Source organism: Amycolatopsis sp. NPDC049159 (genome assembly GCF_040648295.1).
GTDB classification, from domain to species: Bacteria; Actinomycetota; Actinomycetes; order Mycobacteriales; family Pseudonocardiaceae; genus Amycolatopsis; species Amycolatopsis pretoriensis_A.
Window position 1 is genome coordinate 188,063 of record NZ_JBEZDL010000022.1, and the last position, 23,370, is coordinate 211,432.

The window sequence follows — 23,370 nt, forward strand, 5'->3', positions numbered from 1 at the left end:
CCACACAATGTGCCACCGTGGTTGACTCTTGATGAAGGAAAAGCGGCCGATTGGCCTAGACCAGAAGTCGGGAAAACACCATGCCAACGAGCCTTCCGACCGCGTTGACCATCGCCGGGTCGGACTCCGGCGGCGCCGCCGGGCTGCAGGCGGACCTGCGCACGTTCCTGACCTGCGGCGTGCACGGCCTGGTCGCGGTCACCGCCGTCACCGTCCAGAACACCCTCGGCGTGCACGACCGCGCCGACCTGCCGCCGCACATCGTGGCCGGGCAGATCGAGGCCGTGGCGGCGGACATGGGCGTCGGCGCGGCCAAGACGGGCATGCTGGCGTCGGCCGGGATCATCGAGGCGGTCGCGGTCGCGTGCGACAACGCGGAGATCGGCCGGGACGCCCGGATCCCGTTCGTGGTCGACCCGGTGGCGGCGTCGATGCACGGCCAGCCGCTGTTCGACGAGGCCGGCCTGCACGCGCTGCGCGACGAGCTGCTGCCGCGCGCGACGGTGCTGACCCCGAACCTCGACGAAGTCCGGCTCCTGACCGGCATGACGGTGACCGACCGCGAAGGCATGCACACGGCGGCGGTCGTGCTGCACCGGATGGGCCCGCGGTACGTCCTGGTGAAGAGCGGCCACCTGCAGTCGGACCCGGAGTGCGTGGACCTGCTGTTCGACGGCTCGACGTTCGTGGAGCTGCCGGGCAAGCGCTACTCGACCCCGCACACGCACGGCGCGGGCGACACGATGGCGTCGGCGCTGACGGCCGGGCTCGCGAAGGGCATGCCGGTGGTCGAGGCCGCGCGGTACGGCAAGTGGTTCGTTTCGCAGGCGGTCGAGCACGCGTACCCGATGGGTGCCAAGGTCGGACCGGTGTCGGCCTTCTGGAGGCTGGCTCCCGAGGAGCGCTGAAGTCCGGCGACTGGCCGGCGAGGTGCGTCACCGCGACCGTTACCATCCCTGCGTTTACTGATCCTTGACCCAAGCGGGGGGCGGCCTTGACCGGACGCGAGCGGGTGGCGAAGGTCCTCGAAGACCGCCGCTTCCAGAACTTCATCATCGCCGTCATCGTGTTCAACGCGGTCACGCTCGGGATGGAGACGTCGACGTCGATCATGGCCGGGTACGCCGGGCTGCTGCACGTGCTCGACCACATCGCGCTCGGCATCTTCGTCACCGAGCTGCTGGCGAAGTTCTACGCCTACCGCGGCGGCTTCTTCCGCGACAACTGGAACGTCTTCGACCTGCTGGTGGTCGGCATCGCGGTGATCCCGGCGACCGGGCCGTTCGCGGTGCTGCGGTCCTTGCGCGTGCTCCGGGTGCTGCGGCTGATCTCCGTCGTGCCGTCGATGCGGAAGGTCGTCTCCGGGCTGCTCGCCGCCATCCCCGGCATGGCCTCGATCGCCGCGTTGCTCGCGCTGATCATCTTCGTGGCCGGGGTGATGGCGACGAAGCTGTTCGGCGCCATCGACCCCGGCGACTTCGGCGACCTCGGCACGTCGCTGTTCACCCTGTTCCAGGTGATGACCGGCGAGGCCTGGCCCGACATCGCCAAGACGATCATGGAACAGGCGCCGATGGCCTGGATCTTCTTCGTCGTCTACATCCTGGTGTCCAGCTTCGCGGTGCTGAACCTCTTCATCGCCGTCGTGGTCAGCGGCATGGAGGACGAGCTGCGCCAGGACATCCGCGAGGAGGAGGCGAAGCAGGCCGAAACCCAGGCGGCGGCGAACCAGGAGATCCTCGACGAGCTCCGCGCCCTGCGTGCGGAGCTCGCCGAGCTGCGGCAGAAGGCCGCTTAGCGGAACGCGGCGACGGTGCGCGCGGCCCAGTCGGCGAAGGAGCGGGGAGCCCGGCCGAGGACCCGCTCGACGTCGGGGCTGACGCGCACTTCGGCCGGGCTCGGCGAGCCGAGGATGTCCAGGGTGTCGTCGGCGAGCTCGGCCGGCATGCTCCGCGTCATGCCCGCCTTGGCCTCCTCGCGGGTCTGCTCGTGGAACCGCACCGGCGAGCCCAGCGCGGCGGCGATGGCCGCCGTCTGCTGCCGCGGCGTGATCGCTTCCGGCCCGGTCAGCTCGTACACGCCGCCGGTGTGCACCTCGTCCAGCAGGCAGGCCGCGGCGACGTCGGCGATGTCCGCCGGGTCGATGACGGGCACCCCCGTGTCGCCGAAGGGTGCGGCGACTGTCCGCTGGGTGCGGACGCTTTCGGCCCACCACAGGGCATTCGACGCGAAGCCGCCCGGCCGCAGGACGGCCCAGTCCGGCCCGGCCGCCCGCACCGCGTCCTCCAGCTCGCGCATCGCGACCCGCGTCGTGCCGAAGGGCCTGGTCACCACCCCCAGGGTGGACAGCAGGACGATCCGGCCGACCCCGGCGCGCGCGGCCCGCTCGACGACGTCGGCAGGATTCGCCCCGATGGCGTGCAGGTCGCCGGACAGCAGCAGGAACAACGCCTTCGCCCCGGCCAGCACGGGCTCGAGACCGGCGGGCTCCGCCAGGTCGGCCACCACGTGCCGGACGCCGTCCGGCACGGCCGCGGCGTGCCGCGACACCGCCGTCACCTGCTGTCCCGCTCCGGCCAGCGCCCGCACCAACGGCCGGCCCACGTTCCCGGTAGCCCCGGTCACCACGATCATGAACAGCTCCTTCGTCCGATCCCCGCTGTGTTCGGGGGACGCTAGGAGCCGAGCTAACTTCTGGTAAGTACATACCTCTGGGTAAGCTCATGACATGACCGGAGGCCCACAGCTCACCCCGGCCGGCGCCGAGGCTCGGTATGAGGTGTTTCACACCGACTGCGTCGCGCGCGACGTCGTCGACCACGTCACCAGCCGGTGGGGCATCTGGGTGCTGATCTCCCTGCGGCGCACCGACCTCAGGTTCTTCGAGCTGCGCGAGAGCATCCAGGGCATCAGCGAAAAGATGCTGGCCCAGTCGCTGCGCGCGCTGGTCCAGGACGGCCTGGTCTGGCGGCGGGTCGAGCCGACCACGCCGCCGCAGGTCACCTACGGGCTGACCGAGTTCGGCCGGGACGTCGGCGAGCCGCTGACGGAGCTGTTCGACCGGATCACGCGCCGGCTCGCGGACTAGCTCAGTCGTCCGCGATCAGGGCCTCGAGCGCCGGGATCGCCGTCGTCAAGGCTTCGCGGTGCTCGGGCGAGAGCCGGTCGAGGCGCCGGTTCAGCTCCTGGACGCGGGTCGACCGGACGCCGGAGACGAGCCGCTCGCCCTCCTCGGTCGCCTTCGCCAGCCACGCCCGGCGGTCGACCGGGTCGGACTCGCGGCTGACGTAGCCGGCCTCGACCAGGGACGCGATGATCCGCGACATCGTCGCCGCGGCGACGCCCTCCTTGGCCGCGAGGTCGCCGAGGCGGAGCTGGCCGGAGTTCACGAGCGTCGCCAGCGCCGAGATGGCACCGTGGCCCGGTCCCGGCACACCCGCCTGCCGCAGGGACCGCGACAGCCTGCCGACGGCCAGGTACAACCTGCCCGAGACGTCCTGGACCGATGTGCTCGTCACGGCTGGCTCCTTCTGCCCTGCCCCGCCGCGGGTGCGCCGGAAAGTGCCGTCCACCTTACGGGCTCGCGGTGCGCGTTCGGCGTGAAGCCACTCTGGTGTTGTACCGGGGCTTCGCCCCGGGCCCGGGGGCGCCGCCACCCGGAGCCCCCGAAAGCAGCAGTTCACCGGGGTGGACTCGACGCTTTCGCCCAGAAGCGCTGCGGCACCCGCCCCGCCGCGCGGGCCAGGTGACCGGCGACGACGGCCGCACGCATCGCCGAAGCCATCCGTTCCGGATCGGCCGCCCGGGTGACGGCGGTGGACAGCAGGACGGCGTCGCAGCCGAGCTCCATCGCCAGCGTCGCGTCCGACGCCGTGCCGATTCCGGCGTCCAGGATCACCGGCACGCCCGCCCGCGAAACGATCAGCTCGATGTTGTGCGGATTCCGGATGCCGAGGCCGGTGCCGATCGGCGCGCCCAGCGGCATCACCGCGGCGCAGCCCGCCTCTTCCAGGCGCAGCGCGAGCACCGGGTCGTCGTTCGTGTAGGCGAACACGGTGAACCCGTCGGCGGCCAGCCGTTCGGCCGCGTCGAGGGTCTCGAACGGGTCCGGGAGCAGCGTCCGGTCGTCGGCGTGCACTTCGAGCTTGATGAGATCGGTCTCCAGCGCTTCCCGCGCGAGCTGCGCGGTGAGCACGGCTTCGGCGGCCGTCCGGCAGCCCGCGGTGTTCGGCAGCAGCTCGATGCCGAGCTTCTTCAGCAGTTCGAGGACACCGGAGCCGCCCTCGGCGTCGGCGCGGCGCATCGCGACGGTGGTCAGCTCGGTGCCGGAGGCGACCAGCGCGCGTTCGAGCACGGCCAGGTTGGCCGCGCCGCCGGTGCCGATGATCAGCCGGGACGACAGCTTGGCGGTGCCGATGACCAGCGGTTCTTCGTCCACTTCAGCCTCCCTGGACGGCGGTGAGCACGTCGACGCCCGCGCCCTTGGGCACGACGGTGGCCGCCCAGTCGCCCCGGCGGACGACGACGCCGTCGACCGCGACGGCGATCCCGGGCCGCGGGCCACCGGACGCGTCGAGGACGTCGGCGACGGTCGCGCCGTCCGGGAACTCCGTCCACTGGCCGTTGAGCTTGATCTCCATCACACGTGCTCCTTCTTCTGCAGCCGGGCGGGCGAAGCCGCTTCGACGCCTTCGGGCGGCTCCTCCCCCTCGAGCCAGGCGACCACGGCGGCCGCGGTCACGGGGGCCATCAGCAGGCCGTTGCGGTGGTGCCCGGTGGCGGCGAAGACGCCGTCGTCCAGGACACCGATGTAGGGCAGCACGTCCCGGCTGGCGGCGCGCAGGCCGGCGGCGGTCTCGACCAGCTCGTACTCGGTGATCGCGGGGAAGACGCGTTCGGCGCCTTCGAGCAGCTCGCGCACGCCCCGCGCGGTGACGGCCCGGTCGAAGCCCGCTTCGTACTGCGTGGCGCCGAGGACGAGCTCCTGGTCGCCGCGCGGCACGAGGTAGATCGGCCGGCCCTCGACGACGGCCCGCACGGTGTGCGCGGGCGGCGGCAGGCAGCCGCGGCGGGGCTTCAGCCGCAGGATCTCGCCCTTGAGCGGCCGGACGGCGCCGGCCAGCCGCGGGTGCAGCCGCCCGGTCCACGCGCCCGCGGCGAGCACGACGGCTTCGGCGTCCGGCAGGCTCTCGACGCGCTCGCGCACGAACCGGACGTCGTGGTTGACGCACGCCGCGTAGAGCGCGTTGAGCAGTTTCCGGTTGTCCACGGCCAGGTCGCCGGGCACGTGGAGTCCACTTCGGACGGACCCGACGCCGGGTTCGAGCCGCTTGGTCTCCCGCCCGGTGAGGCGCTCGGCCGCGCGGCCGATCGAGTGCAGGTAGCCGGCGAGGATGTCGAGGTGCCCGGCGTCGGCGCTGTCGAACGCGACGACGAGCGTCCCGTGCCCGGTGAGACCGGGGTCGACGCCCTCTTGTCCGAGGTCGCTCGCGAAGCCCGGCCAGCGTTTCAGCGACGCTTCACCGAGGCTGAGCACGTCTTCTTCGCCGGGCCAGGCCTCGGTGACCGGGGCGAGCATGCCACCGGCCAGCCAGGACGCGCCGCCGCGAGCGGGCTCGGGATCGTGCACGGTGACGTCGTGGCCCGCCTTCGCGGCCCGCCACGCCGCGGACAGGCCGATCACGCCGCCGCCCACCACTGCCAGGTTCGTCATGGGATCACGCTCCCTGCGCCGGCATGACCCGGATCAGGTTCCACGGTCGGAGCGGCAGCTCCCTCTCAGCCCGTGCCTCGGGCTCCCGTGCGGACCCGTCCACCCTAACTCCCGGGGTACGGTCGCCGCTATGCCCGCCCTCTCCGGTGACAAGATCCGCGCCCGCCTCGACGCCGCGCGCCTGTACCTGTGCACGGACGCCCGCACCTCCCGCGGCGACTTGGCCGCGTTCGCCGACGCGGCCCTCGCCGGCGGCGTCGACGTCATCCAGCTGCGCGACAAGACCGGCGGTGCGCCACTGGAGGCCGCGGCCGAAATCGCGGCGCTGGAGGTGCTGGCGGAGGCGTGCGAGCGCCACGGCGCGCTGCTGTCGGTGAACGACCGCGCGGACGTGGCGCTGGCGGTCGGCGCGGACGTGCTCCACCTGGGCCAGGACGACATCCCGGTCCCGCTGGCCCGCCGCATCCTCGGCGACGACGTCGTGATCGGCCGCTCGACCCACTCCCTCGACCAGGCGCTGTCGGCGTCGGCGGAGCCCGGCGTGGATTACTTCTGCACGGGCCCGTGCTGGCCGACGCCGACCAAGCCGGGCCGCGACGCACCGGGCCTGGACCTGGTGCGCGCGGTGGCCGGCTGGGCCCCGGAACGCCCGTGGTTCGCAATCGGCGGCATCGACGGCGACCGGCTGCCTTCGGTGCTCGACGCGGGGGCGTCCCGCATCGTCGTCGTCCGCGCGATCACCGAGGCCGAGGACCCCGCCGAGGCCGCCCGAGCGCTCCGCTCCCACCTGGTCTGACCGCAGTCACGCGGTGCTCGACGCGAGGGCGTCCCGCATCGTCGTCAACCACTCGCGCCCTTCGCTCCCAGCTGGCCTGACCACAGTCACGGCGTCGGCGTGGTCGCCGCCCCCTGGCTGGTGGGCGGGGTCGTCGTGGCCGGGTCAACGACGACCCACTGCCTTCGGTACTCGACGCGAGGGCCTCCCGCATCGTCGGCCGCGCGACCACCGAAGCCACCCGAGCCCTCCGCACCCACGCGGTCCGACCGCAGTCACGGCGTCGGCGTGGCCGAGGTCAACGACGACCGACTGCCTTCGGTACTCGACGCGAGGGCCTCCCGCAACGTCGGCCGCGCGACCACCGAAGCCACCCGCGCCCTTCGCTCCCACCTGGCCTGACCACAGTCACGGCGTCGGCGTGGTCGCCGCCCCCTGGCTGGTGGGCGGGGCCGTCGTCGCCGGGGCCGAGGTCGACGGCTGCTGCGTCGACGTGCTCGGCGTGGTCGTCGGCGTCTCCGACGAGGTCGTCGGGGTCGTCGACGTTTCCGGCGGGGTCGTGGTCGTCTCCGTCGGGGACACCTGGGTGTCGCTGGTCCCGGTGGTCGGCGTCGTCGACGGTGTGGTGTCGGTGTGGCCGCCACCGCCGCCGAAGATCTTGCCGATGCTCGTGCCCGTGCCGCCGCCGATCCGGGCGCCCGTCGCCGACTCGAGGCCGACGATCGCCAGGATCGCCACCGCGAACGCCGCCACGCTGGTGCCGATGATCAAGGGCCAGCGCAGTTTCCGCAGCCGCGAGGGCCCGTCCTCGGCGGGCTTCTCCAGCTGCACCGTCGGCTGGTCGGTAATCGGAATTTCCACCTCGGCCGGCACGTCCGGCGCGGGTCCCCGCCGCCGGATCCCCGACGTCGCCAGCACGCGGGCCTTCGCCGCCGCCTCGCGCGTGCGTTGCAGCGAGCGCAAGTACAGCTCGCCGCCGACCGTCGACACCACGCTCGCCACGCCCGCGCCGACCACCGTGCCCGCCACGCCGAGCGTCGAGCCCAGCAGCGCGGCGGTCACCGCCGCGAGCGCCGCCGCCAGCACCTGCACGATCCGCAGGCCCGGCTTTTCCTCCGTCTTTCCTTCGGAAGCCGCTTCGTTCTCCTTCGTCATGATCCCGATCCGAGTAGTCCGTGTTCTCCCCTTGTCCAACGGTTAAGGCGCGCGAGGAACTCCCCGCGTTGCCGCGGCGTGAGGAGTACCACTCCGTCTGTCCACAGTAGACACTCCCATCCGAACGATTTCTTGACATACTCGGCACATGGAACTGGTGACGATCTCCGACATCGAGGCCGCCGCGAAGCGCGTCGAAGGTGTCGCCGTGCGCACGCCCCTGTTGGTCCAGACGTGGGATCCCCGCGGCACCCTGTGGCTCAAACCCGAAAGCCTGCAACCGATCGGCGCGTTCAAGGTGCGCGGTGCGTTCAACGCGATCGGGGCCCTCGACGACGAAGCGCGCGAACGCGGTGTCGTCGCGTACTCGAGCGGCAACCACGCGCAGGCGGTCGCGTACGCCGCGCAACGCTACGGCGTACCCGCGGTGATCGTCGTGCCGGACGTCGCGCCGCGGATCAAGGTCGAGGCCACCCTCGCGTACGGCGCCGAGGTGATCGAGGTGCCGATCGGCGAGCACGAGGGGAAAGCGCGTGAACTGGCCGCCGAACGCGGGCTGACCCTCGTCCCGCCCTTCGACGACGCGGCCATCATCGCCGGGCAGGGCACCGCGGGCCTGGAGATCGCCGAAGACCTGCCGGACGTCGACGTCGTGCTCGTCCCGGTCAGCGGCGGCGGGCTGGCGGCCGGCGTCGGCACCGCGCTGAAGGCCCGCTGCCCGCGGGCGCGCGTGATCGGCGTCGAGCCGGCGCTGGCCGCGGATGCCGCCGACAGCCTCCAGCGTGGTGAGCTGGTCCGCTGGCCGCAGGCCGACCGCGCCCGCACGATCGCCGACGGCCTGCGCTCGCAGCCGTCCGAGCTGACCTTCGCCCACCTGCGCGAGGTCGTGGACCAGATGGTCACGGTCACCGAAGACGAGATCCGCGAGGCCGTGCGCGTCCTGGCCCGCCAGGCCCGCCTGGTCGCCGAGCCCAGCGGCGCGGTGACGACGGCCGCGTACCTCTTCCACGCCGGCGAGCTGCCGGCCGGCAAGACGGTCGTCCTGGTCTCCGGCGGCAACGCCGACCCGGCGATGTTCGCGGAGATCCTCGCGGGCTAGGAACCGGCGACCGGGGTCCCGCCGCCGCGGACGTGCGTCGGCGGGCCCTCGACGCCGCAGTGGTAGCACTCACCCAGGTGGGGGCACTCGTCGTCGGGCTTGGGCGGCGACGGCGAAGCCGGTGGCTCCAGGACGCCGTTGTGGATGCCCAGCGCGATCAGCCCGCCCGCGACGGCCAGCGCCGCGCAGATGACCAGCGCCGTCCGCCAGCCCGCCGTCAGCGCCACCGGGTCGGCGTACGCCTCGCCGGTCAGCCCGGCCGCCGCGGGCAGCACCGCCACCGCCAAAAGCCCGCCGGAGCGGGCGATCGCGTTGTTGACGCCGGAGGCGACGCCGGCGAAGCGGTCCGGGGCCGCGGCGAGCACCGTCGCGGTCACCGGCGCCACCACCGTCGCCAGGCCGAGCCCGAACACCACGACCGCGGGCAGCACCGTGCCGAAGTAGGACGCCCCGGGCGCGATGCGCAGCATCAGCAGCATGCCGACGCCGACGACGATCGGGCCGACGACCAGCTGCGTGCGCGGGCCGATGCGCTGCGCGAGCGCGCCGGAGCGCCCCGACAGCAGCAGCATGACGACCGTGAGCGGCAGCCCCGCCAGCCCGGCCGCGGTCGGCGAATAGCCGAGCGACACCTGCAGTTGCATGACCAGCAGCATCATCACCCCGCCGAGCGCCGCGTAGACGACGAACGTCAGCGCGTTCGAGAGCGTGAACGTCCGGTCGCGGAACAGCGACGGCGGCACGAGCGGTTCCGCCGAGCGGTGCTGGAGGAGGACGAACGCGGCCAGCCCCGCGATCCCGAGCAGGCCCGCGATCAGCACGATCGGGTCGCCGATCCCGCGTCCCGGCGCCTCCACCAGCGCGCCGGTCACCCCGGCGAGGCCGACGGCGCCGAGCGCGGCCGCCCCGAAGTCGGGGTGGCCGGTGGCCTCCGGGTCACGCGATTCGGGGACGAACTTCCGCGCCATCAGGACCACGGCGATGGCGATGGGCACGTTGATGAGGAACGCCAGCCGCCACGACCAGACCTGCACGAGGAACCCGCCGAGCAGCGGGCCGGCGGCGGCCGCGATGCCGCCGAGCCCCGACCAGGCGCCGATCGCGCGGGCGCGGGCGTCGTGCGCGAAGGACGACTGGAGGATCGCGAGCGACCCCGGCGTCAGCAGCGCGCCGCCGATGCCCTGCAGGATCCGGGTCGCGACGAGCATCTCGGTGGACTGCGCGGCGGCGCACAGCCCGGAGGCGACGCCGAACCAGACGACGCCGACGAGGTACGTGCGCCGCCGCCCGTACCGGTCGCCGAGCGAGCCGGCGACGAGGATGAGCGCGGCGAGCGCCAGCAGGTACCCGTCGAGGATCCATTGGAGCCCGGCGACCGAGGCGTTGAGCTCGGTGCCGATGCGGGGCAGGGCGACGTTGACGATGGTGCCGTCGAGCATCGCCATGCCCGACCCGAGGATGGTGGTGGCGAGGACGCCGCGCGCGGCGTGCGTCCCCCACCGGATCCCGGTGTCTTCGGTGGCAGTCACGTGCTCACTCCACCGCGCCGGTGATCCCCCGTCAACCGGGCCCTACGGCAGCAGCGTCGTGACGAACTTGTACCGGTCGCCGCGGTAGACCGAGCGGGCGAACTCGACCGGCTTGCCGTCCGTGGCGAACGAGTGCCGGGTCAGCATCAGCACCGGCATGCCGACGTCCGCGCCGAGCATTTCCGCTTCCTGCGGCCCGGCGAGCGAGGTCTCGATCGTCTCTTCGGCACGTTCGAGTTCGACCCCGTAGTGCTCGCGCAGAACGGCGTACAACGAACCGCCCGCGGAGACGTGCTTGCGCAGTCCGCGGAAACGGCCGAGCGGGAGGTGGGTCGTCTCCAGCGCCATCGGCTGGGAGTCCGCGAGTCGAAGGCGTCGAAGGCGAAGGATTTTCGCGCCGGTGCGGATTCCGAGGAGCTTCGCGAGGTCACCCTCCACCGGCAGCTCTTCGACTTCGAGGAGCTTCGAAGAAGGCTTCAGGCCCTGCTTGCGCATGTCCTCGGTGTAGGACGACAACTGCAGCCGCTGCGCGAGCTTCGGCTCGGCCGCGAAGGTGCCTTTTCCCTGCACACGGTGCAGGCGGCCCTCGGCGGTCAGGTCCGCCAGCGCCTGGCGCACGGTGGTGCGGGAGACCGTGAACTCCCCCGCGAGCGCGCGTTCGGTCGGGATCGGCGACCCCGGCGGGAGGACGTCCAAAAGGTCGAGGAGGTGCTGTTTCAATGCCCAATACTTGGGCTCGCGCTGCCCGCGCATCCCGGCGACGGTGCCCGCCTCGCCCGTGGTGGTGGTCTCCAACATGCCCGACTCCCTATGCCTTCCCTCATCACACGCCACGTCCCCGTATGAAACGTACCCTTTTCCACCGACGGCCCGCCCCACTAACATTGGTCTAGACCTGACCGACGCCGCCTGAGTCCGGTACATAATGCCGGAGGTGGAGAGGAAAATGATGACCCAACAACGGCCCGGCGAGCACATGGCCGCGGAGATCGCCCAGCAGCCGGACGTCCTGGCCGGTCTGGTGCAGCGTCAGTCGGAAATCGCCGAAGTGGCGGAAAAGATCTCACAACGGCCCCCGCGGTTCGCTTTGCTCGCCGCGCGTGGATCGAGCGACCACGCAGCGTTGTACGCGAAGTACCTGATCGAGGTACTCCTCGGCCTTCCGGCCGGTCTGGTTTCCCCGTCCACGGCGACGCTGTACGGCGCGCGACCCGATTTGCGGGACGTGCTGTTCGTCACCGTCAGCCAAAGCGGTGGGTCGCCTGACCTGATCGAGGTCACCGAAACGGCGAGGCGACAGGGCGCGCTGACCGTTTCCGTGACCAACACCCCGGACTCGCCGCTGCGGGCGGCGTCCGAACTCGGCATCGACATCGGCGCGGGTGTCGAGCAGGCCGTCGCGGCGACCAAGACGTACTCCGCGACGCTGATGGCGCTCTACCTGCTCGTCGACGCGGTGCGCGGCGGCAAGGCGGCCGACGCCGAGAAGATCGGCGAACTCGCGCAGCAGACCCTCGAGGGCGCCACCGAGGGCGTGCAGCGAGCGGTCGACCGGTACCGGTTCGTGAACCGGGTCCTCACCGCCGCCCGCGGCTACTCCTACGCGACCGCGCTGGAGGGGTCGCTCAAGCTCGCCGAGACGAGCTACCTCGCGGCGCGCGCGTACAGCGGGGCCGACCTGCTGCACGGCCCGGTGGCGGCGGTCGACGACCAGACCGCGGTGCTGGCGGTGACCAGCGCCGGGCACGGCGCCGAAGCCATGCGCGACGTCGTCGACGCGGTCGGCAAGCGCGGCGCGGACGTCGTCGCGGTCGGTTCGGCGTCCGCGGACACCCCCGCGGCGCTGCGGATCGACGTCCCGCAGACCGTCGAAGAGCTGGCGCCGATCCTGGAGATCCTGCCGATCCAGCAGATCGCGCTGGGCCTCTCGCTGGCGCGCGGCGGCGACCCGGACAACCCGCGCGGCCTGCTCAAGGTGACCAAGACCCGGTGACCTCCGCGATCGGCGTCGACGCCGGCGGCACGTCGACCAGGGCCGCACTGGTCGACGCCGCCGGCGTCGTGCTCGGCACCGGGCGCGGCGAAGGCGCCAACCCCAACGCGCACGCGCCGGAGGTCGCCGCGGGCCGGATCGCCGGCGCGATCACCGCGGCGCTCGGCGACCGCGACCCCGGCACCGTGCGGGCGTGCGTCGTCGGCATGGCCGGGGTCAGCAAGCTGAGCGATCCGGCGGTGGCGTCGGTGTTCGAAGCGGCGTGGGCGCGGATCGGGCTCACCGGCGTGGTGCGGACCGTCACCGACGCCGAAGTGGCGTACGCGTCGGCGACGTCGGCCCCCGACGGGACGGTCCTGGTCGCCGGCACCGGTTCGATCGCGGGCCGGATCCGCAAGCGGCGCTTCGCCGGCACCGCGGGTGGCTACGGCTGGCTGCTCGGCGACGAGGGTTCGGCGTTCTGGCTCGGCCGCGAAGCCGTCCGTTCCACTTTGGAGGCTCTCGGCCGCGGCCGTCCCCTCGAAGGACTGCCGTCGGCGGTGCTCGCCACCGCGCTCGGACCGTCCGGTTTGGACGTCCGGACCGACGCCGGGCGGCTCGCCGCGTCGCGCGCGCTCATCACGGCCGCCAACGCCGAGGCGCCGGTGCGGCTCGCCCGCTTCGCGCCGTTGGTGAGCGCGGCGCACGACGCCGGCGAGCCCGCGGCCCGGGAGATCGTCGGCCGCGCGGCCGAGTTGCTCGTCGCGAACGCCCTGGCCGCGCGCGAGCCCGGCGAGTCGACTCCGGTCGTGCTCGTCGGCTCGGTGCTCACCGGGGACAGCCCGGTCGGCGCGCTCGTCCGCCGCGGGTTGGCCGGCCTCGAGGTGCTGACCAGCTCCGATGGCGTGCTCGGTGCGGCGTGGCTGGCCGCCGTGGACGCCTTCGGCGAAGGCGCGCCGAGACCCGCTCCACCAGCGGATTGAGCGAAACGCGGGCCGAAACCGCGAAAACGTCGACTGAACCCGGGTCGGCCGGGTACCGTAGGCAGTGGCCCCCGGACCCTCCCCCCTCGCCGGGGGCCGCCTTATGCCCTGGGTACGTCGTCCGAGCTGGTCTCCGGCGTCAGGCGCAGGCCGGGGTGCTCCGGTGGCAACGCCCGGTAGAGCACCCACCCGCTCACCGCGACGGTCAGCGCGACCAGCGGCCACGACAGCACCGTGCGGGCCACGCCGAGCGCGACGACCTGGCCGGCCCACCACAGCAGGCCGTAGACGACCACGCGCAGCACGTACTGGAGCACCCACACCCAGCTGGCCAGTGAATACGCCTTGAGCAGCACCGCGTCCCGGCGCCAGCGCGCCTTCTGCCCGAGCAGCAGCCCGACGACGACGCCGAGCAGCGGCCAGCGCACCACGATGCTGGCCGCCCACAGCAGGGCGCTGGCCACATTGGACATCAGCTGCAGCAGGAAGAAGTCCTGCGCGCGTCCGGTGTGCAGGGCGATCAGCGCGGCCGCGACGACGGCGGCCAGGCTGACCACGAGCGCGCGGATCTTGCCGCCCCGGACGACCCGGTAGACCCCGAGCGCGAGGGCGACCGCGATGGCGGCCCCGGCACCCCAGGCGACGGACTGCCCGGCCACGAGCCAGCCGACGACGAAACCGGCGGGCGGGACGCTGGCGTCGAGCGCACCCCGGCGGCCGCCGAGGATCTGCGCGAGCGACTCACGGGGTTCTCCGGACACCTCTCCAGCCTGCCGGAAAGCCCCCGGGACGCCGCAAGCAGGGAGATCTTCGCCACATCGGGTGCCGGGTTTGCCTCTTGGTGTGCTGTTTCACGGCATGCCGAAGGTGAAGACTGCGTAATAAGGGAGCGGAGAAGGCCGACAAGATAAGACACTGTTACCCCGGGCTGAACAGCCGGGGGTGGCGCGGGGGTTGGACCCCGATGGTTAGTTGTGGTGTACAACTACATGTCGGGGAGTCGGTCGCAGGGATGGGGAAGGGGACCCAACGTGTACGGAATCGACAGCTATGTAGCCCTAGGAGACAGCTTCACCGAGGGCCTCAACGACGCCTTGCCGGACGGCTCGTTCCGCGGCTGGGCCGACCGGCTCGCGGAGATCCTGGCGGCGGGCCGGGCGGACTTCCGGTACGCGAACCTGTCGCTGCGGGGCAAGATGCTCGACGAGATCATGGACGAGCAACTCCCGATCGCCCTGGAACTGAAGCCCGACCTGGTCACCCTCTGCGCGGGCGGCAACGACATCATCGTGCCGGGCGCGGACGTCGACGCGGTGGCGGAGCGCCTGGAGGAGGGCGTCGCCAAGCTGCGCGAGGCGGGCATCCCGGTGCTGATGTTCAACGGCCCGGACACGAAGGTCCTGTCGGTGATGTCGGTCCTGCGCGGCAAGGTGGCGATCTACAACACCCACCTGTGGGCCATCGCCGAGCGCCACGGCGCCCGCATGGTCGACCTGTGGGCGATGGCCCCGCTGCACGACCGCCGAGCCTGGAGCGACGACCGCCTCCACTTCTCCCCGGACGCCCACCGCCGCATCGCGTGGAAGTCCGCGGAGGTCCTGGGCATCCCCGTGGAGGGTGATTGGCGAGAGCCGTGGCCGGCGGAGGCGGTCCCGAGCCGCTGGATCGACTCGCGGCGCTCGGACCTGACGTGGACGAAGGTGCACCTGCTCCCGTGGATCCGCCGCCAGCTGCGCGGCGAGTCGATGGGGGACGGGCTGTCACCGAAGCGGCCGCAGCTCGCGCCGTTGGCTCCGCTGACGCCGCTGCCCCAGATGGACGTGCTCGAGGTGCCGGACAACGCTCAGCAGGCCAGCTGAGGGGTTCTCGGTTTGCCTGTGGGGCGGGCCAGGCTTCCTGGGCGGGTTTTCGGGGTGGCCCGGAGGTCGCGAATGACTCTTTGGGGGGGCGCCTGGGGTCCCGAATGAGTCGTTCGGGACCTCTCTAGCGTCGCGCGGGACGCGCCCGGGTCTCGGCCAGCACAGCCCGCCCAAGCACAGCCCGCCCCAGCAGAACCCGCCCCAGCACAGCCCGCCCCAGCAGAACCCGCCCCAGCACAGCCCGCCCTCCCTGGGGGCCACCCCGTCGTCAGCCTATCCGCCGCTTCCGACGGAAAGTGCTCACTCGATCACGAACCCCGAAGTTGTCCACATGTCGACTTGCCTGGGGACAACTTGTGGACGGACCGCCCCGGCCGACTCGCCAACCCGCCGCACCGGGCCTACCCTCCCCTTATGTCCGGTCGGCGTCGCTGGATCCTGCTGGTCCCGATCGCGGTGCTGGTCACGGCGCTGCTCGCGGGGATCGTGACCTGGGCTCAGGCCGGGAGCGTCCAGCGTGATCTCACCTCCCGCTCGCAAGCCGCGCTCGCCGCCGCCGGATTGCCCGCCGGGAGCGTCACCTTCGACGGCCGGGACGCCACCCTCACCGGCTTCGCGCCCGGCCAGGCCCTCCGCGCGCTCGAAGTCGTCCAAGGGGTCGACGGGGTCCGCGCCGCCAAGTTCGAGGGCGACGTCGTGCCGGTCGCCCCGAGCACGAGCCCAGCACCGCCGCCGAGCGCGGCCCCCAGCAGCAGCACCCCGCCGCCGCCCACCACGACGACCACCGCGCCGCCGCCGACCGACAAGGCCGGGGTGCAGGCCGAGATCGACCGGATGCTCGCCGAGGCGCCCGTGACCTTCGTGCCGGACACCGCCCGGCTCACACCCGAAGGGGAACAGGCCGCCCGCGGCATCGCCGTCGCGCTCGCCAAGTCGCCGGAGACCTTCCGCTACCGCGTCACCGGGCACGTCGGCCGCGGACCCGGTGGGGAGAGCGCCGCGCTGAAGCTGTCCCGGGACCGGGCCCGGGCCGTCGCCCGGATCCTCACCACCAACGGCCTCACGACCAAGCGCGTGACCTACCGGGGCCTCGGCGACACCCGGCCGGCCGACGGCGGCGAAGAGGACCGGCGGGTCGAAATCACGGTCATCTGAAGGGGTGGTGCCGATGTTGTGGCTGTTCGGGCAGATCTGGCTGTGGCTGATCGTCGCCTTCGCGCTCGGCGCGCTCACCTCGTGGCTCGTCCTGCGGATCCCGAAGCGCGCCGAAGCACGGGAAGCCGTCGAAGCGCCGTACGAGCCGGAACCCGAGCCGCGGTACGACGAACCGCTCGCGGCCGAGCAGACGCAGTTCATCCCGGCCGCCTGGACGCAGGGCCCGCCCCAGGAGCACCACGAGGCCGACGACGAGCCCGAGCCCGTCGGCCACCGCGAAGGGCACCTGCCGCTGCCGCCGCAGCGCGGGGCCGAGGCCGAGGACTGGCCGACCGAGGAAGAACCGGCCTGGCCCGAGAGCGAGGAGGCCGCCCCGCGGTGGCCGCAGCAGCCTGGGCGCGGTGGCTGACACCCATCCTGGTAAATTCGGCTACGCACTGTGAGCGAGGCTGAGGAGGGAGTGGCGTGGCGCTCCCCCATTGGACTGCGCAACAGGTCCTGCCGCCGGGCCGCCACGCGGGCGACCTCGCCGACGTCTACGAGCGCCTGGTCTTCGACGCGCCGCACCAGAACGAGCGCGAGATCCTCTTCAGCGCGCTCAACAGCTACCTCGGCGTGGCCCGCCGGATCATGCCGTCCGGCCGCGCCTGGATCGGCGGCGAGCTGATCATCCGCACCGCGCACCCGCCGCGCAGCCTCGACGTCGTCCTCATCCCGGACGAGTGGGGCGCGCTGAAGCGGCTCGACGACGCCGGCCGCTCAGCGCTGTACGGCCTGCTCACGCTGCGCGGCGTCATCGTCGGGCAGCCCGCCATGTACCTCGACCAGGTGCAGCCGGTCGGCGGCATGCTGGACGGCTTCCTGTGCCGCCCCGGCGACGAGGACACCTGGGCCGAGGTCTGGGCCGAAGGCGGCAGGGGCTACCCGGAGATGATCTGGTGAGGAACGAGTTCCGGCGCATCGCCGACGAGATCCCCGGCGGCACGTGGCTCGACGACCTCGCGCGCGCCTCGGCGATGGCGGCCAACGCCAAGTTCGAGCGGACGTCCCGCTCGCCGCTGCTGCACGTCTCGGTCATCGGCGAGCAGAGCATCGACGCCTACACCTTCTCCGACATCAGCCGGGCGCTGCAGGACGCGACCGCGAAGATCGGGCACATCATCCGGAACCCGTCCGGCGAGGTCACCCAGGTCCAGCAGGCCGACCGCGACAAGGCGCCGCTGATCCAGCGCGGCCAGGCGGGCAACGCGATCTTCTTCGGCTTCCCCGAGCCCGCGCCGGACGACGCGCTCATCGTCGACGGCATCGAGACGCTTTCCGAGCGCGCCGTCAAGGAACTGTGTGACTTCCTGCCGGCCAACGGCTCGGACGACGGCGCGCTCGACGCCGTGCTGCTGCAGCGCGACACCGTCCGCAACGCGGTGAGCGACATCGTCAACGCCGTCGCGAAGAACGCCGGCATCGGGATGGCCCTGACGCCGACCGCGGGCGAGCAGGTCACCCGCAGCATGACCACCGAGCAGGCCCGGATCCTCCAGGGCAGCCTCCGCGAATCCCGCGAGGCGGTCGGCTACGAGACGGTGCGCGGGCGGCTCGACGGCGTCCGCACCCGGCGGCGCATCTTCTACCTCGACCGCGAGTCCGGCGGGACAATCCAGGGCGCCGTGGCGCCGGATCTGCTCGACGAGATCAAGGAGAACCTCGACCGCCCGGTGACCGCCCGGTTGCGCGTCGTGCGCACGACGACGATCGACGGCCGCCGCGGGCGTCCCGTGTTCGAGCTCCTCGAAATCACCCCCGAAGTGAGCCTTTTCGACTGAAAAGTCCAGCTCGCGACTTTCGTCTTGAACACCGGAACCGACGGTCGTCGTAGGCCGTACGGCCACGAAAACAGTGGGAACACCGATATTCTTCGCATTGATCACATCGCCACACCCTGCGCGTGATGTCAGGAAATACCGATACTCACGGCAAAATGGTGGGACAATGACTTTTTCCAGAATGTAACAATTTCGTTCGCGGGCACTCTTATGGGTTAACGTCGTCGCACTCCCACCCGAAGGGGCCCGCATGATGACCGACCCGCAGTACCCGCCGACCACCGCGCGCCACGGCAGACCCGCGCCGCCGGTGACGGCCACGGAGCGTCGTCAAGCGAACGCCAAACCAGGGCGCAACATCCTGGCGATCGTCGGCCTGCTGCTCGGCCTGGCGGCACTCGGTGTCGCGTTCGTCCCCGACATCGGGTTCGTGGCGTGGCCACTGGCCGGGCTCGGGCTGATCCTCGCGATCGCCGGGCTGGTCCAGGTCAAGAAGGGCACCACGGGCGACCGCGGGGTCGCGATCACCGCCACCGTCGTTTCGGTCGCGGCGCTGCTGTCGACGGCGGGCGTGCTGCTCTACTCGACCTTCCTCGGCGGCGGCGAGACCGGGCTGCACCTGCCCGCGGTCGCGGGCGACAAGCACGCGGTGGTCTTCGAGGTCACCTCGGCGGGCGGCGCGACCGTCCGCTACGGCAGCCTCAGCGACCAGCGCACCGAAAACGCGCCGGCGAGCACCGACGCGTGGCAGGGCGAGGCTTCCTACAACAATGGCTCGTACTTGTTGACGCTCACCGCGGACACCAGCAATTCAAGCGCGAGCAACGACATCAAGTGCGCCATTCTGGTCGACGGCAAGAAGGTCGCGGAAAACAGCGGGACGACCATCGCGCTGTGCACCGCCAACGTGGGCTGACCCCTGCCTGGCGACCGGCCGGCCTACCCCCACCTCGGCCGGCCGGGTCGCCACGAGCCGCTCCTGGCGGCTCCCGGCCCCGCCGCGGTTTCCCGCGCGGGGCCCGGCGCCGGCGTCTCAGCCTGCCCCTCCCCTAGGGCTCAGCCGGCACCGCCGAACCTACGCGGACGCCGCCCGCGCCCACTAAGAATCCACTAAGGATTCACGGTGCGAACCCGGCCGTGACCCGTTCGCAACCGAATCATCGCCATGAATGCGCCGAGCCGACACCGAGTTGTCGCAGTTCGAAAGCGCGGGCGAATCTTCACTGCAGTTCGGCGAGTTCGGTGCGCACCTCGCCGACGAGCTTCGGGTGCACCCGCTCGTAAATGCGCACCGACAGCGCGAGTTGTTCGCGCGCGCCGTCGAGGTCGCCACCGGCGCGCAGCACGCGGCCCAGCGTCAGCCGCAGCGAACCCTCGCGCGCGACGAACTCGCGGCTGATCGCGAGGTCGATCGCCTCCCAGACGTACCGCTCGGCCGCCTCGAGGTCGCCCACCCGCAGGCTGAGGTCGGCCAGCTTGTCGAGCGAGACGACGACCCGGTCGTCGTCGCCGAGTTCGCGGTCGATGCGCAGCCCGGCGAGCTGGTGGGCGATGGCCTCGGCGAGCAGGCCCGCCCGCTTCTCCGCCTGCGCGCAGCTGCTGAGCGCCTGCCCGCGCAGCGTGACGTCGCCGGCCTCCGCGACGGCCTTGCCGAGCCGCTCGATGGCCCGCTCGTGCTCGCCGAGCCGGCTGAGCGCGCGGCCGAGGTGCAGGTCGGCCGACGTCGTCAGCCGCTCGTCGGCGAGGCCGGTGGCCAGCTCCGCCGCCCGCTCGGCGTCCGCGAGGCCGAACCCGGGCAGCTCGAAGACCAGCGCGATTTCGGACCGCGCGAGCCGCAGCCAGCACTGCCCGGCGACGTCGCCCGCGGCTTCGGCGGCGGCGACGCCGAGGTCGGCCATCCGCGTCCACTCGTCCAGCAGCGGGCAGGCGACGCGGTAGCTGTGCCCGAGCCGCGCCAGCCGCCAGACGTCGTCGTGGCGGCCCGCGGCGGCCGCGGCGTCGAGGACCGCGAGGAGGTTCGGCCACTCCGCCACGAACCAGTCGTGCGCCTCGGCGAAGCCGGTCAGCGGGGGCATCGCGTCGTCGGCGAGCACCCCGGTGAAGTCGAGCGGGTCCGCGACCGGCCCCAGCCGGCGCCGCGCCCGGTCGGCGGCGGCCTGGTAGTAGCGGACCGTCCAGCCGAGCGCTTCTTCGCGCTCCTTCTCGCCCAGCTCCTGCTCGACGAGCTCCCGCAGGTAGAGCCAGACCAGGTCGTGCGGGACGAAGACGTCCCGCGCGGTCTCGGCGATGAGGTTGTGCGCGGCCAGCGCGCGCAGCCGTCGCCGGGCTTCGGGCACCGGGATCTGCGCGACCGCGGCCATCACGTGCGGCCCGACCAGCACCCCGGGCACCGTGCCCAGCTGCAGGAACGTCTCGGCGATCTCGCCGGGCAGGCCGCGGAAGGAGACGTCGAACGCGGCGCGCACGCCGTCGTCGGCGCCCTCGACCTGCAGGGCCGCCAGCCGCGTCCGCTCGTTGCCGAGCTCGTCGACCAGCTCCTCGGCGGTCCGCTGCGCGCTCGCCGAAAGCCGCGCGCCCGCGATCCGCAGCGCGAGCGGCAGGTAGCCGCAGAGCCGCGCGAGAGCGTGGTTGAGGCTCGCCGGCCCGGCGAGCTCCTCGATCAGCTGCACGGCGTCCTCGGGCGCGAGCGTGCCGAGCACGCGCTGCCGGGCCGCGTTCGACACGGCGAGCCCGTCGAGGCGCGAACGGCTGGTCACCACCGTCATCGTCCGCGCGCTCGGCGGCAGCAGCGGGCGCACCTGCTCGGCCGTGCGGGCGTCGTCGAGCAGCACCAGCATCCGCCGCCCGGCGATCAGCGACCGGTACAGCGCGACGCGTTCGTGGAGCAGCTCGGGGATCTTCGCGGTTTCGACGCCGAGGCCGAGCAGGAACTGGGTGAGCAGCTCGGCGGGCTCCAGCGGCGGGTGGTGCGGGTCGAAGCCGCGCAGCGACGCGAACAGGACCCCATCCGGGAACTTCCGCGCGGCGCGGTGCGCCCACCAGACGACGAGCGTGCTCTTGCCGACGCCGGCGGTGCCGGTGACCACGGCGATCGTGGTCTCGCCCGCCTCGGCGCGGGAGACCAGGCCATCGAGCCAGGCCAGCTCTTCCCCGCGCCCGGCCAGGCTCGGAACGGCGGCGGGCAGCTGCGAAATCGGCTTCGCGGCGTCCGCACTTTCACGTGAAAGTGCCCACCTGGAGTCCGCACTTTCACGTGAAAGTGCGGGGAGGTCGTCGTTGAGCACCCGCGTGTGCAGCCAGCGCAGCTCGGTGCCGGGCTCGACGCCCATGGTGCCGAGGGTGGCGCGCGAGACGGTCCGGTACAGCTCGAGCGCGTCCCCGCGGCGGCCGGCGTGGTAGAGCGCCCGCATCAGCTGCCCCGCCGTCCGCTCGGCCAGCGGGTGGGCCCGCACGATGGGGCTGAGCTCGACGATCAGCTCGGCGTGGCGGCCGAGTTCGAGGTCGGCGTCGACGCGGGCGCCGTGCACGGCGCGGCGGAGGTCCTCCAGCTCGGGGGCCCGCAGCGAGTCGGGCACGCCGCCGAGCGCGGGCCCCTGCCACAGCGCGAGCGCCTCGGCCAGCAGCCCGGCCGCGACCTCGGGGGTGGCCGCCGAAGCCCGGTCCAGCAGCGCGTGCGCGCGGTGCACGTCGATCCGGTCGGGGTCGACGTCGAGCCGGTAGCCCGGCGGGGTGGTGAGGATGCTGGGGCCGTCGAGCTCCCGCAGGATCCGCCGCAGGTGCGAGACGTTGCCGTGGATGATCGTGCGCACGGTCGCGGGCGGGTCGTGGCCCCAGAGCGCGTCGATGATGTCGTCGAGCCCGACGACCTTCCCGGGCTTGAGGGCCAGCAGCGCGAGCAGGCCGCGGACACCGGGGCCGCCGATCGGGACGGGCTGGTCGCCGTGGAGGAGCTGCACGGGCCCGAGCAGCCGGAACCGGATCGGGGCCATGCTCGCGCCCACCTCCCCGGGTTCCGCCTTGCCGCGGAAATCAACTTACCGTGGTGACAGGGTGCCGAGCAGGTCCGGTACCAGGAGTTTTGGCGGTTCTGCGGATTCCGCAGCGCGGGTGTCCACGTCCTGCGACATCCCCCGGACGTGGAACGACCCCGTACCAACGGTCCCGATCCGTTGGTACGGGGTCGTGTTAAACCTCCGGCCGGGCCGCCAGGGGGCGCGGTCCGCCCGTCGTCTTCGCCGGCGATCGGGCGGGTGTGCTCACCCCGAGCGAAGCACCCGCCGCCGTTCGCCGTCGAAGACGTCTGTTGCGCGGACCACACGCCCGCGCGGTGGCGACACGGTAACAAAGCGCACCGGGCCGGTCACCGGCGGGCTGTGCCTACCGCGAGATCGGCGTCGAGTCGCGGCCGGCGATGAAGGCCGGCCTCGGGGCGCTCGCCGCGAACGGCTCCTGCAACGCGTTCTCCACGCTGTTGAACACCAGGAAGATGTTCGAGCGCGGGTACGGGGTGATGTTGTTCCCGGAGCCGTGCATGATGTTCGAGTCGAACCACAGGGCCGAGCCCGCCTGGCCGGTGAACTGGTCGATGCCGTGCTCGGCCGCCATCCGGGTGATGTCGTCCTCGTTCGGCACGCCCACCCGCTGGTCCTTGAGCGAGGCCTTGTAGTTCGCCTCCGGCGTCTCACCGGCGCACTGGACGAACGTCCGGTGCGAGCCCGGCATGATCATCAGGCCGCCGTTGAACGGGTAGTTGTCGGTCAGCGCGATGGAGCAGCTGACCGCGCGCGGGGACGGCATGCCGTCCTCCGCGTGCCAGGTTTCGAAGTCCGAGTGCCAGTAGAAGCCCGTGCCCTTGAACCCCGGCATGTAGTTGACGCGGCTCTGGTGGATGTACACCTCGGAGCCGAGCAGCTGCCGGGCCCGGTCCAGCACGCGCGGGTCGCGCACCAGTTCGGCGATCAGGGCGGAGATCTCGTGGACGTCGAAGATCGACCGGACTTCACCGGTCTTCGCCTCGGTGATCACCCGCTCGTCCCTGGCGAGCTCCGAATCGGAAGACAGCCGGACCAGCTCCTGCCAGTACGCCTGGACCTCCCCGACGGAGAGCATGTCCTCGACCACGGTGTAGCCGTTGGTCTCGTGGTTCGCCAGCGTGGCGGCGTCGATCGGGCCGTCGGCTTCGGTACCCCACACCGTGGGGTGCACGCGCGGCAGGTGCGCCGGAGTACCGGTGATCCGGGTCGGGTAGGTGTCGTCGACCCGGGTGTCCATCAGCGTCACGGGCTTCGCCTCCAGTTTCCTCTCCGGTGT

The 23,370-nt window shown here is 72.4% G+C and carries 24 protein-coding genes and 1 riboswitch; of the genes, 13 read left to right on the forward strand and 11 right to left on the reverse strand.

Features of this window, described 5'->3' with window-relative positions; translation table 11 throughout:
• Nucleotides 1–80: 80 nt before the first annotated feature.
• Entirely contained in the window at nucleotides 81–908 is an 828-nt protein-coding gene (gene thiD / locus AB0B33_RS35825; protein WP_360780159.1) for a bifunctional hydroxymethylpyrimidine kinase/phosphomethylpyrimidine kinase, read from the forward strand.
• Nucleotides 909–994: 86 nt separating this feature from the next.
• Complete coding sequence (locus tag AB0B33_RS35830; RefSeq protein WP_247017782.1) at nucleotides 995–1,798, forward strand: ion transporter; 804 nt, start codon at nucleotides 995–997, stop codon at nucleotides 1,796–1,798.
• Here the strand turns inward: AB0B33_RS35830 and AB0B33_RS35835 are convergent.
• The gene (locus tag AB0B33_RS35835; RefSeq protein WP_360780163.1) at nucleotides 1,795–2,634 is read right to left on the reverse strand and encodes an NAD(P)H-binding protein; all 840 of its coding nucleotides are present in this window, start codon (nucleotides 2,632–2,634) and stop codon (nucleotides 1,795–1,797) included. The genes AB0B33_RS35830 and AB0B33_RS35835 overlap by 4 nt on opposite strands.
• A 94-nt stretch (nucleotides 2,635–2,728) precedes the next feature.
• On the opposite strand from AB0B33_RS35835, the gene AB0B33_RS35840 reads away from it, so the two are divergent.
• Nucleotides 2,729–3,088 (forward strand): helix-turn-helix domain-containing protein, encoded by a 360-nt coding sequence (locus AB0B33_RS35840; protein ID WP_360780166.1) that lies wholly within the window; start codon nucleotides 2,729–2,731, stop codon nucleotides 3,086–3,088.
• Between the two features lies 1 nt (nucleotide 3,089).
• Here AB0B33_RS35840 and AB0B33_RS35845 read toward each other — a convergent pair whose 3' ends face one another.
• From AB0B33_RS35845 to thiO, 4 genes are all read right to left on the reverse strand, one after another.
• Complete coding sequence (locus AB0B33_RS35845) at nucleotides 3,090–3,518, reverse strand: MarR family transcriptional regulator (protein ID WP_247017776.1); 429 nt, start codon at nucleotides 3,516–3,518, stop codon at nucleotides 3,090–3,092.
• Nucleotides 3,519–3,679: 161 nt separating this feature from the next.
• Complete coding sequence (locus AB0B33_RS35850) at nucleotides 3,680–4,438, reverse strand: thiazole synthase (protein WP_247017774.1); 759 nt, start codon at nucleotides 4,436–4,438, stop codon at nucleotides 3,680–3,682.
• 1 nt (nucleotide 4,439) lies between these two features.
• Nucleotides 4,440–4,640: a sulfur carrier protein ThiS gene (gene thiS, locus AB0B33_RS35855; RefSeq protein ID WP_247017772.1), complete on the reverse strand. Its 201-nt coding sequence runs from the start codon at nucleotides 4,638–4,640 to the stop codon at nucleotides 4,440–4,442.
• On the reverse strand, nucleotides 4,640–5,713 hold the full coding sequence (gene thiO / locus AB0B33_RS35860) for a glycine oxidase ThiO (RefSeq protein WP_360780171.1): 1,074 nt from the start codon (nucleotides 5,711–5,713) through the stop codon (nucleotides 4,640–4,642). Before thiO ends, thiS begins: the two co-directional genes overlap by 1 nt.
• Nucleotides 5,707–5,812: riboswitch (TPP riboswitch) on the reverse strand. (Overlaps the previous gene by 7 nt.)
• A gap of 31 nt (nucleotides 5,813–5,843) precedes the next feature.
• Between thiO and thiE the strand changes: the two genes are divergently transcribed.
• On the forward strand, nucleotides 5,844–6,509 hold the full coding sequence (thiE, locus tag AB0B33_RS35865; RefSeq protein ID WP_360780175.1) for a thiamine phosphate synthase: 666 nt from the start codon (nucleotides 5,844–5,846) through the stop codon (nucleotides 6,507–6,509).
• Nucleotides 6,510–6,896: 387 nt separating this feature from the next.
• On the opposite strand, the gene AB0B33_RS35870 is transcribed toward thiE, so the two are convergent.
• Nucleotides 6,897–7,643: a hypothetical protein gene (locus AB0B33_RS35870; RefSeq protein ID WP_360780178.1), complete on the reverse strand. Its 747-nt coding sequence runs from the start codon at nucleotides 7,641–7,643 to the stop codon at nucleotides 6,897–6,899.
• A gap of 148 nt (nucleotides 7,644–7,791) precedes the next feature.
• Between AB0B33_RS35870 and AB0B33_RS35875 the strand changes: the two genes are divergently transcribed.
• The gene (locus AB0B33_RS35875; protein ID WP_360780181.1) at nucleotides 7,792–8,742 is read left to right on the forward strand and encodes a threonine/serine dehydratase; all 951 of its coding nucleotides are present in this window, start codon (nucleotides 7,792–7,794) and stop codon (nucleotides 8,740–8,742) included.
• Here AB0B33_RS35875 and AB0B33_RS35880 read toward each other — a convergent pair.
• Nucleotides 8,739–10,271, reverse strand: a complete 1,533-nt coding sequence (locus AB0B33_RS35880) for an MFS transporter (protein ID WP_360780184.1) — start codon at nucleotides 10,269–10,271, stop codon at nucleotides 8,739–8,741. The genes AB0B33_RS35875 and AB0B33_RS35880 overlap by 4 nt on opposite strands.
• Nucleotides 10,272–10,313: 42 nt before the next feature.
• Nucleotides 10,314–11,069 (reverse strand): GntR family transcriptional regulator, encoded by a 756-nt coding sequence (locus AB0B33_RS35885; protein ID WP_247017758.1) that lies wholly within the window; start codon nucleotides 11,067–11,069, stop codon nucleotides 10,314–10,316.
• Nucleotides 11,070–11,217: 148 nt separating this feature from the next.
• Between AB0B33_RS35885 and AB0B33_RS35890 the strand changes: the two genes are divergently transcribed.
• Both AB0B33_RS35890 and AB0B33_RS35895 read left to right on the forward strand, forming a co-directional pair.
• Nucleotides 11,218–12,264, forward strand: coding sequence for an SIS domain-containing protein (locus tag AB0B33_RS35890; RefSeq protein ID WP_247017756.1), 1,047 nt, complete (start codon nucleotides 11,218–11,220; stop codon nucleotides 12,262–12,264).
• Nucleotides 12,261–13,226, forward strand: coding sequence for a BadF/BadG/BcrA/BcrD ATPase family protein (locus AB0B33_RS35895; RefSeq protein ID WP_360780189.1), 966 nt, complete (start codon nucleotides 12,261–12,263; stop codon nucleotides 13,224–13,226). The genes AB0B33_RS35890 and AB0B33_RS35895 overlap by 4 nt, the downstream gene beginning before the upstream one ends.
• A gap of 101 nt (nucleotides 13,227–13,327) precedes the next feature.
• On the opposite strand, the gene AB0B33_RS35900 is transcribed toward AB0B33_RS35895, so the two are convergent.
• Nucleotides 13,328–13,987 carry a DUF3159 domain-containing protein gene (locus AB0B33_RS35900; RefSeq protein WP_360780192.1) on the reverse strand — a complete coding sequence of 220 codons (660 nt, stop codon included), beginning with the start codon at nucleotides 13,985–13,987 and terminating at the stop codon, nucleotides 13,328–13,330.
• A 270-nt stretch (nucleotides 13,988–14,257) separates the two neighbouring features.
• Between AB0B33_RS35900 and AB0B33_RS35905 the strand changes: the two genes are divergently transcribed.
• The 6 genes from AB0B33_RS35905 to AB0B33_RS35930 all read left to right on the forward strand — a co-directional run bounded on the left by AB0B33_RS35905 (nucleotide 14,258) and on the right by AB0B33_RS35930 (nucleotide 18,976).
• Entirely contained in the window at nucleotides 14,258–15,085 is an 828-nt protein-coding gene (locus AB0B33_RS35905) for an SGNH/GDSL hydrolase family protein (protein ID WP_360780194.1), read from the forward strand.
• A 414-nt stretch (nucleotides 15,086–15,499) separates the two neighbouring features.
• Entirely contained in the window at nucleotides 15,500–16,240 is a 741-nt protein-coding gene (locus tag AB0B33_RS35910; protein ID WP_360780197.1) for an OmpA family protein, read from the forward strand.
• 13 nt (nucleotides 16,241–16,253) lie between these two features.
• Nucleotides 16,254–16,649, forward strand: coding sequence for a hypothetical protein (locus AB0B33_RS35915; protein ID WP_360780199.1), 396 nt, complete (start codon nucleotides 16,254–16,256; stop codon nucleotides 16,647–16,649).
• Between the two features lie 56 nt (nucleotides 16,650–16,705).
• The gene (locus AB0B33_RS35920; RefSeq protein ID WP_247017743.1) at nucleotides 16,706–17,182 is read left to right on the forward strand and encodes a hypothetical protein; all 477 of its coding nucleotides are present in this window, start codon (nucleotides 16,706–16,708) and stop codon (nucleotides 17,180–17,182) included.
• Nucleotides 17,179–18,060 carry a hypothetical protein gene (locus AB0B33_RS35925; RefSeq protein ID WP_247017741.1) on the forward strand — a complete coding sequence of 294 codons (882 nt, stop codon included), beginning with the start codon at nucleotides 17,179–17,181 and terminating at the stop codon, nucleotides 18,058–18,060. Before AB0B33_RS35920 ends, AB0B33_RS35925 begins: the two co-directional genes overlap by 4 nt.
• Before the next feature lie 250 nt (nucleotides 18,061–18,310).
• Nucleotides 18,311–18,976 carry a DUF4190 domain-containing protein gene (locus AB0B33_RS35930; RefSeq protein ID WP_247017739.1) on the forward strand — a complete coding sequence of 222 codons (666 nt, stop codon included), beginning with the start codon at nucleotides 18,311–18,313 and terminating at the stop codon, nucleotides 18,974–18,976.
• Nucleotides 18,977–19,280: 304 nt separating this feature from the next.
• On the opposite strand, the gene AB0B33_RS35935 is transcribed toward AB0B33_RS35930, so the two are convergent.
• Together AB0B33_RS35935 and thpD are read right to left on the reverse strand one after the other, a co-directional pair.
• Nucleotides 19,281–22,049, reverse strand: coding sequence for a BTAD domain-containing putative transcriptional regulator (locus tag AB0B33_RS35935; RefSeq protein WP_360780204.1), 2,769 nt, complete (start codon nucleotides 22,047–22,049; stop codon nucleotides 19,281–19,283).
• A gap of 388 nt (nucleotides 22,050–22,437) precedes the next feature.
• The gene (gene thpD / locus AB0B33_RS35940) at nucleotides 22,438–23,340 is read right to left on the reverse strand and encodes an ectoine hydroxylase (protein ID WP_360780207.1); all 903 of its coding nucleotides are present in this window, start codon (nucleotides 23,338–23,340) and stop codon (nucleotides 22,438–22,440) included.
• Nucleotides 23,341–23,370: the final 30 nt, after the last annotated feature.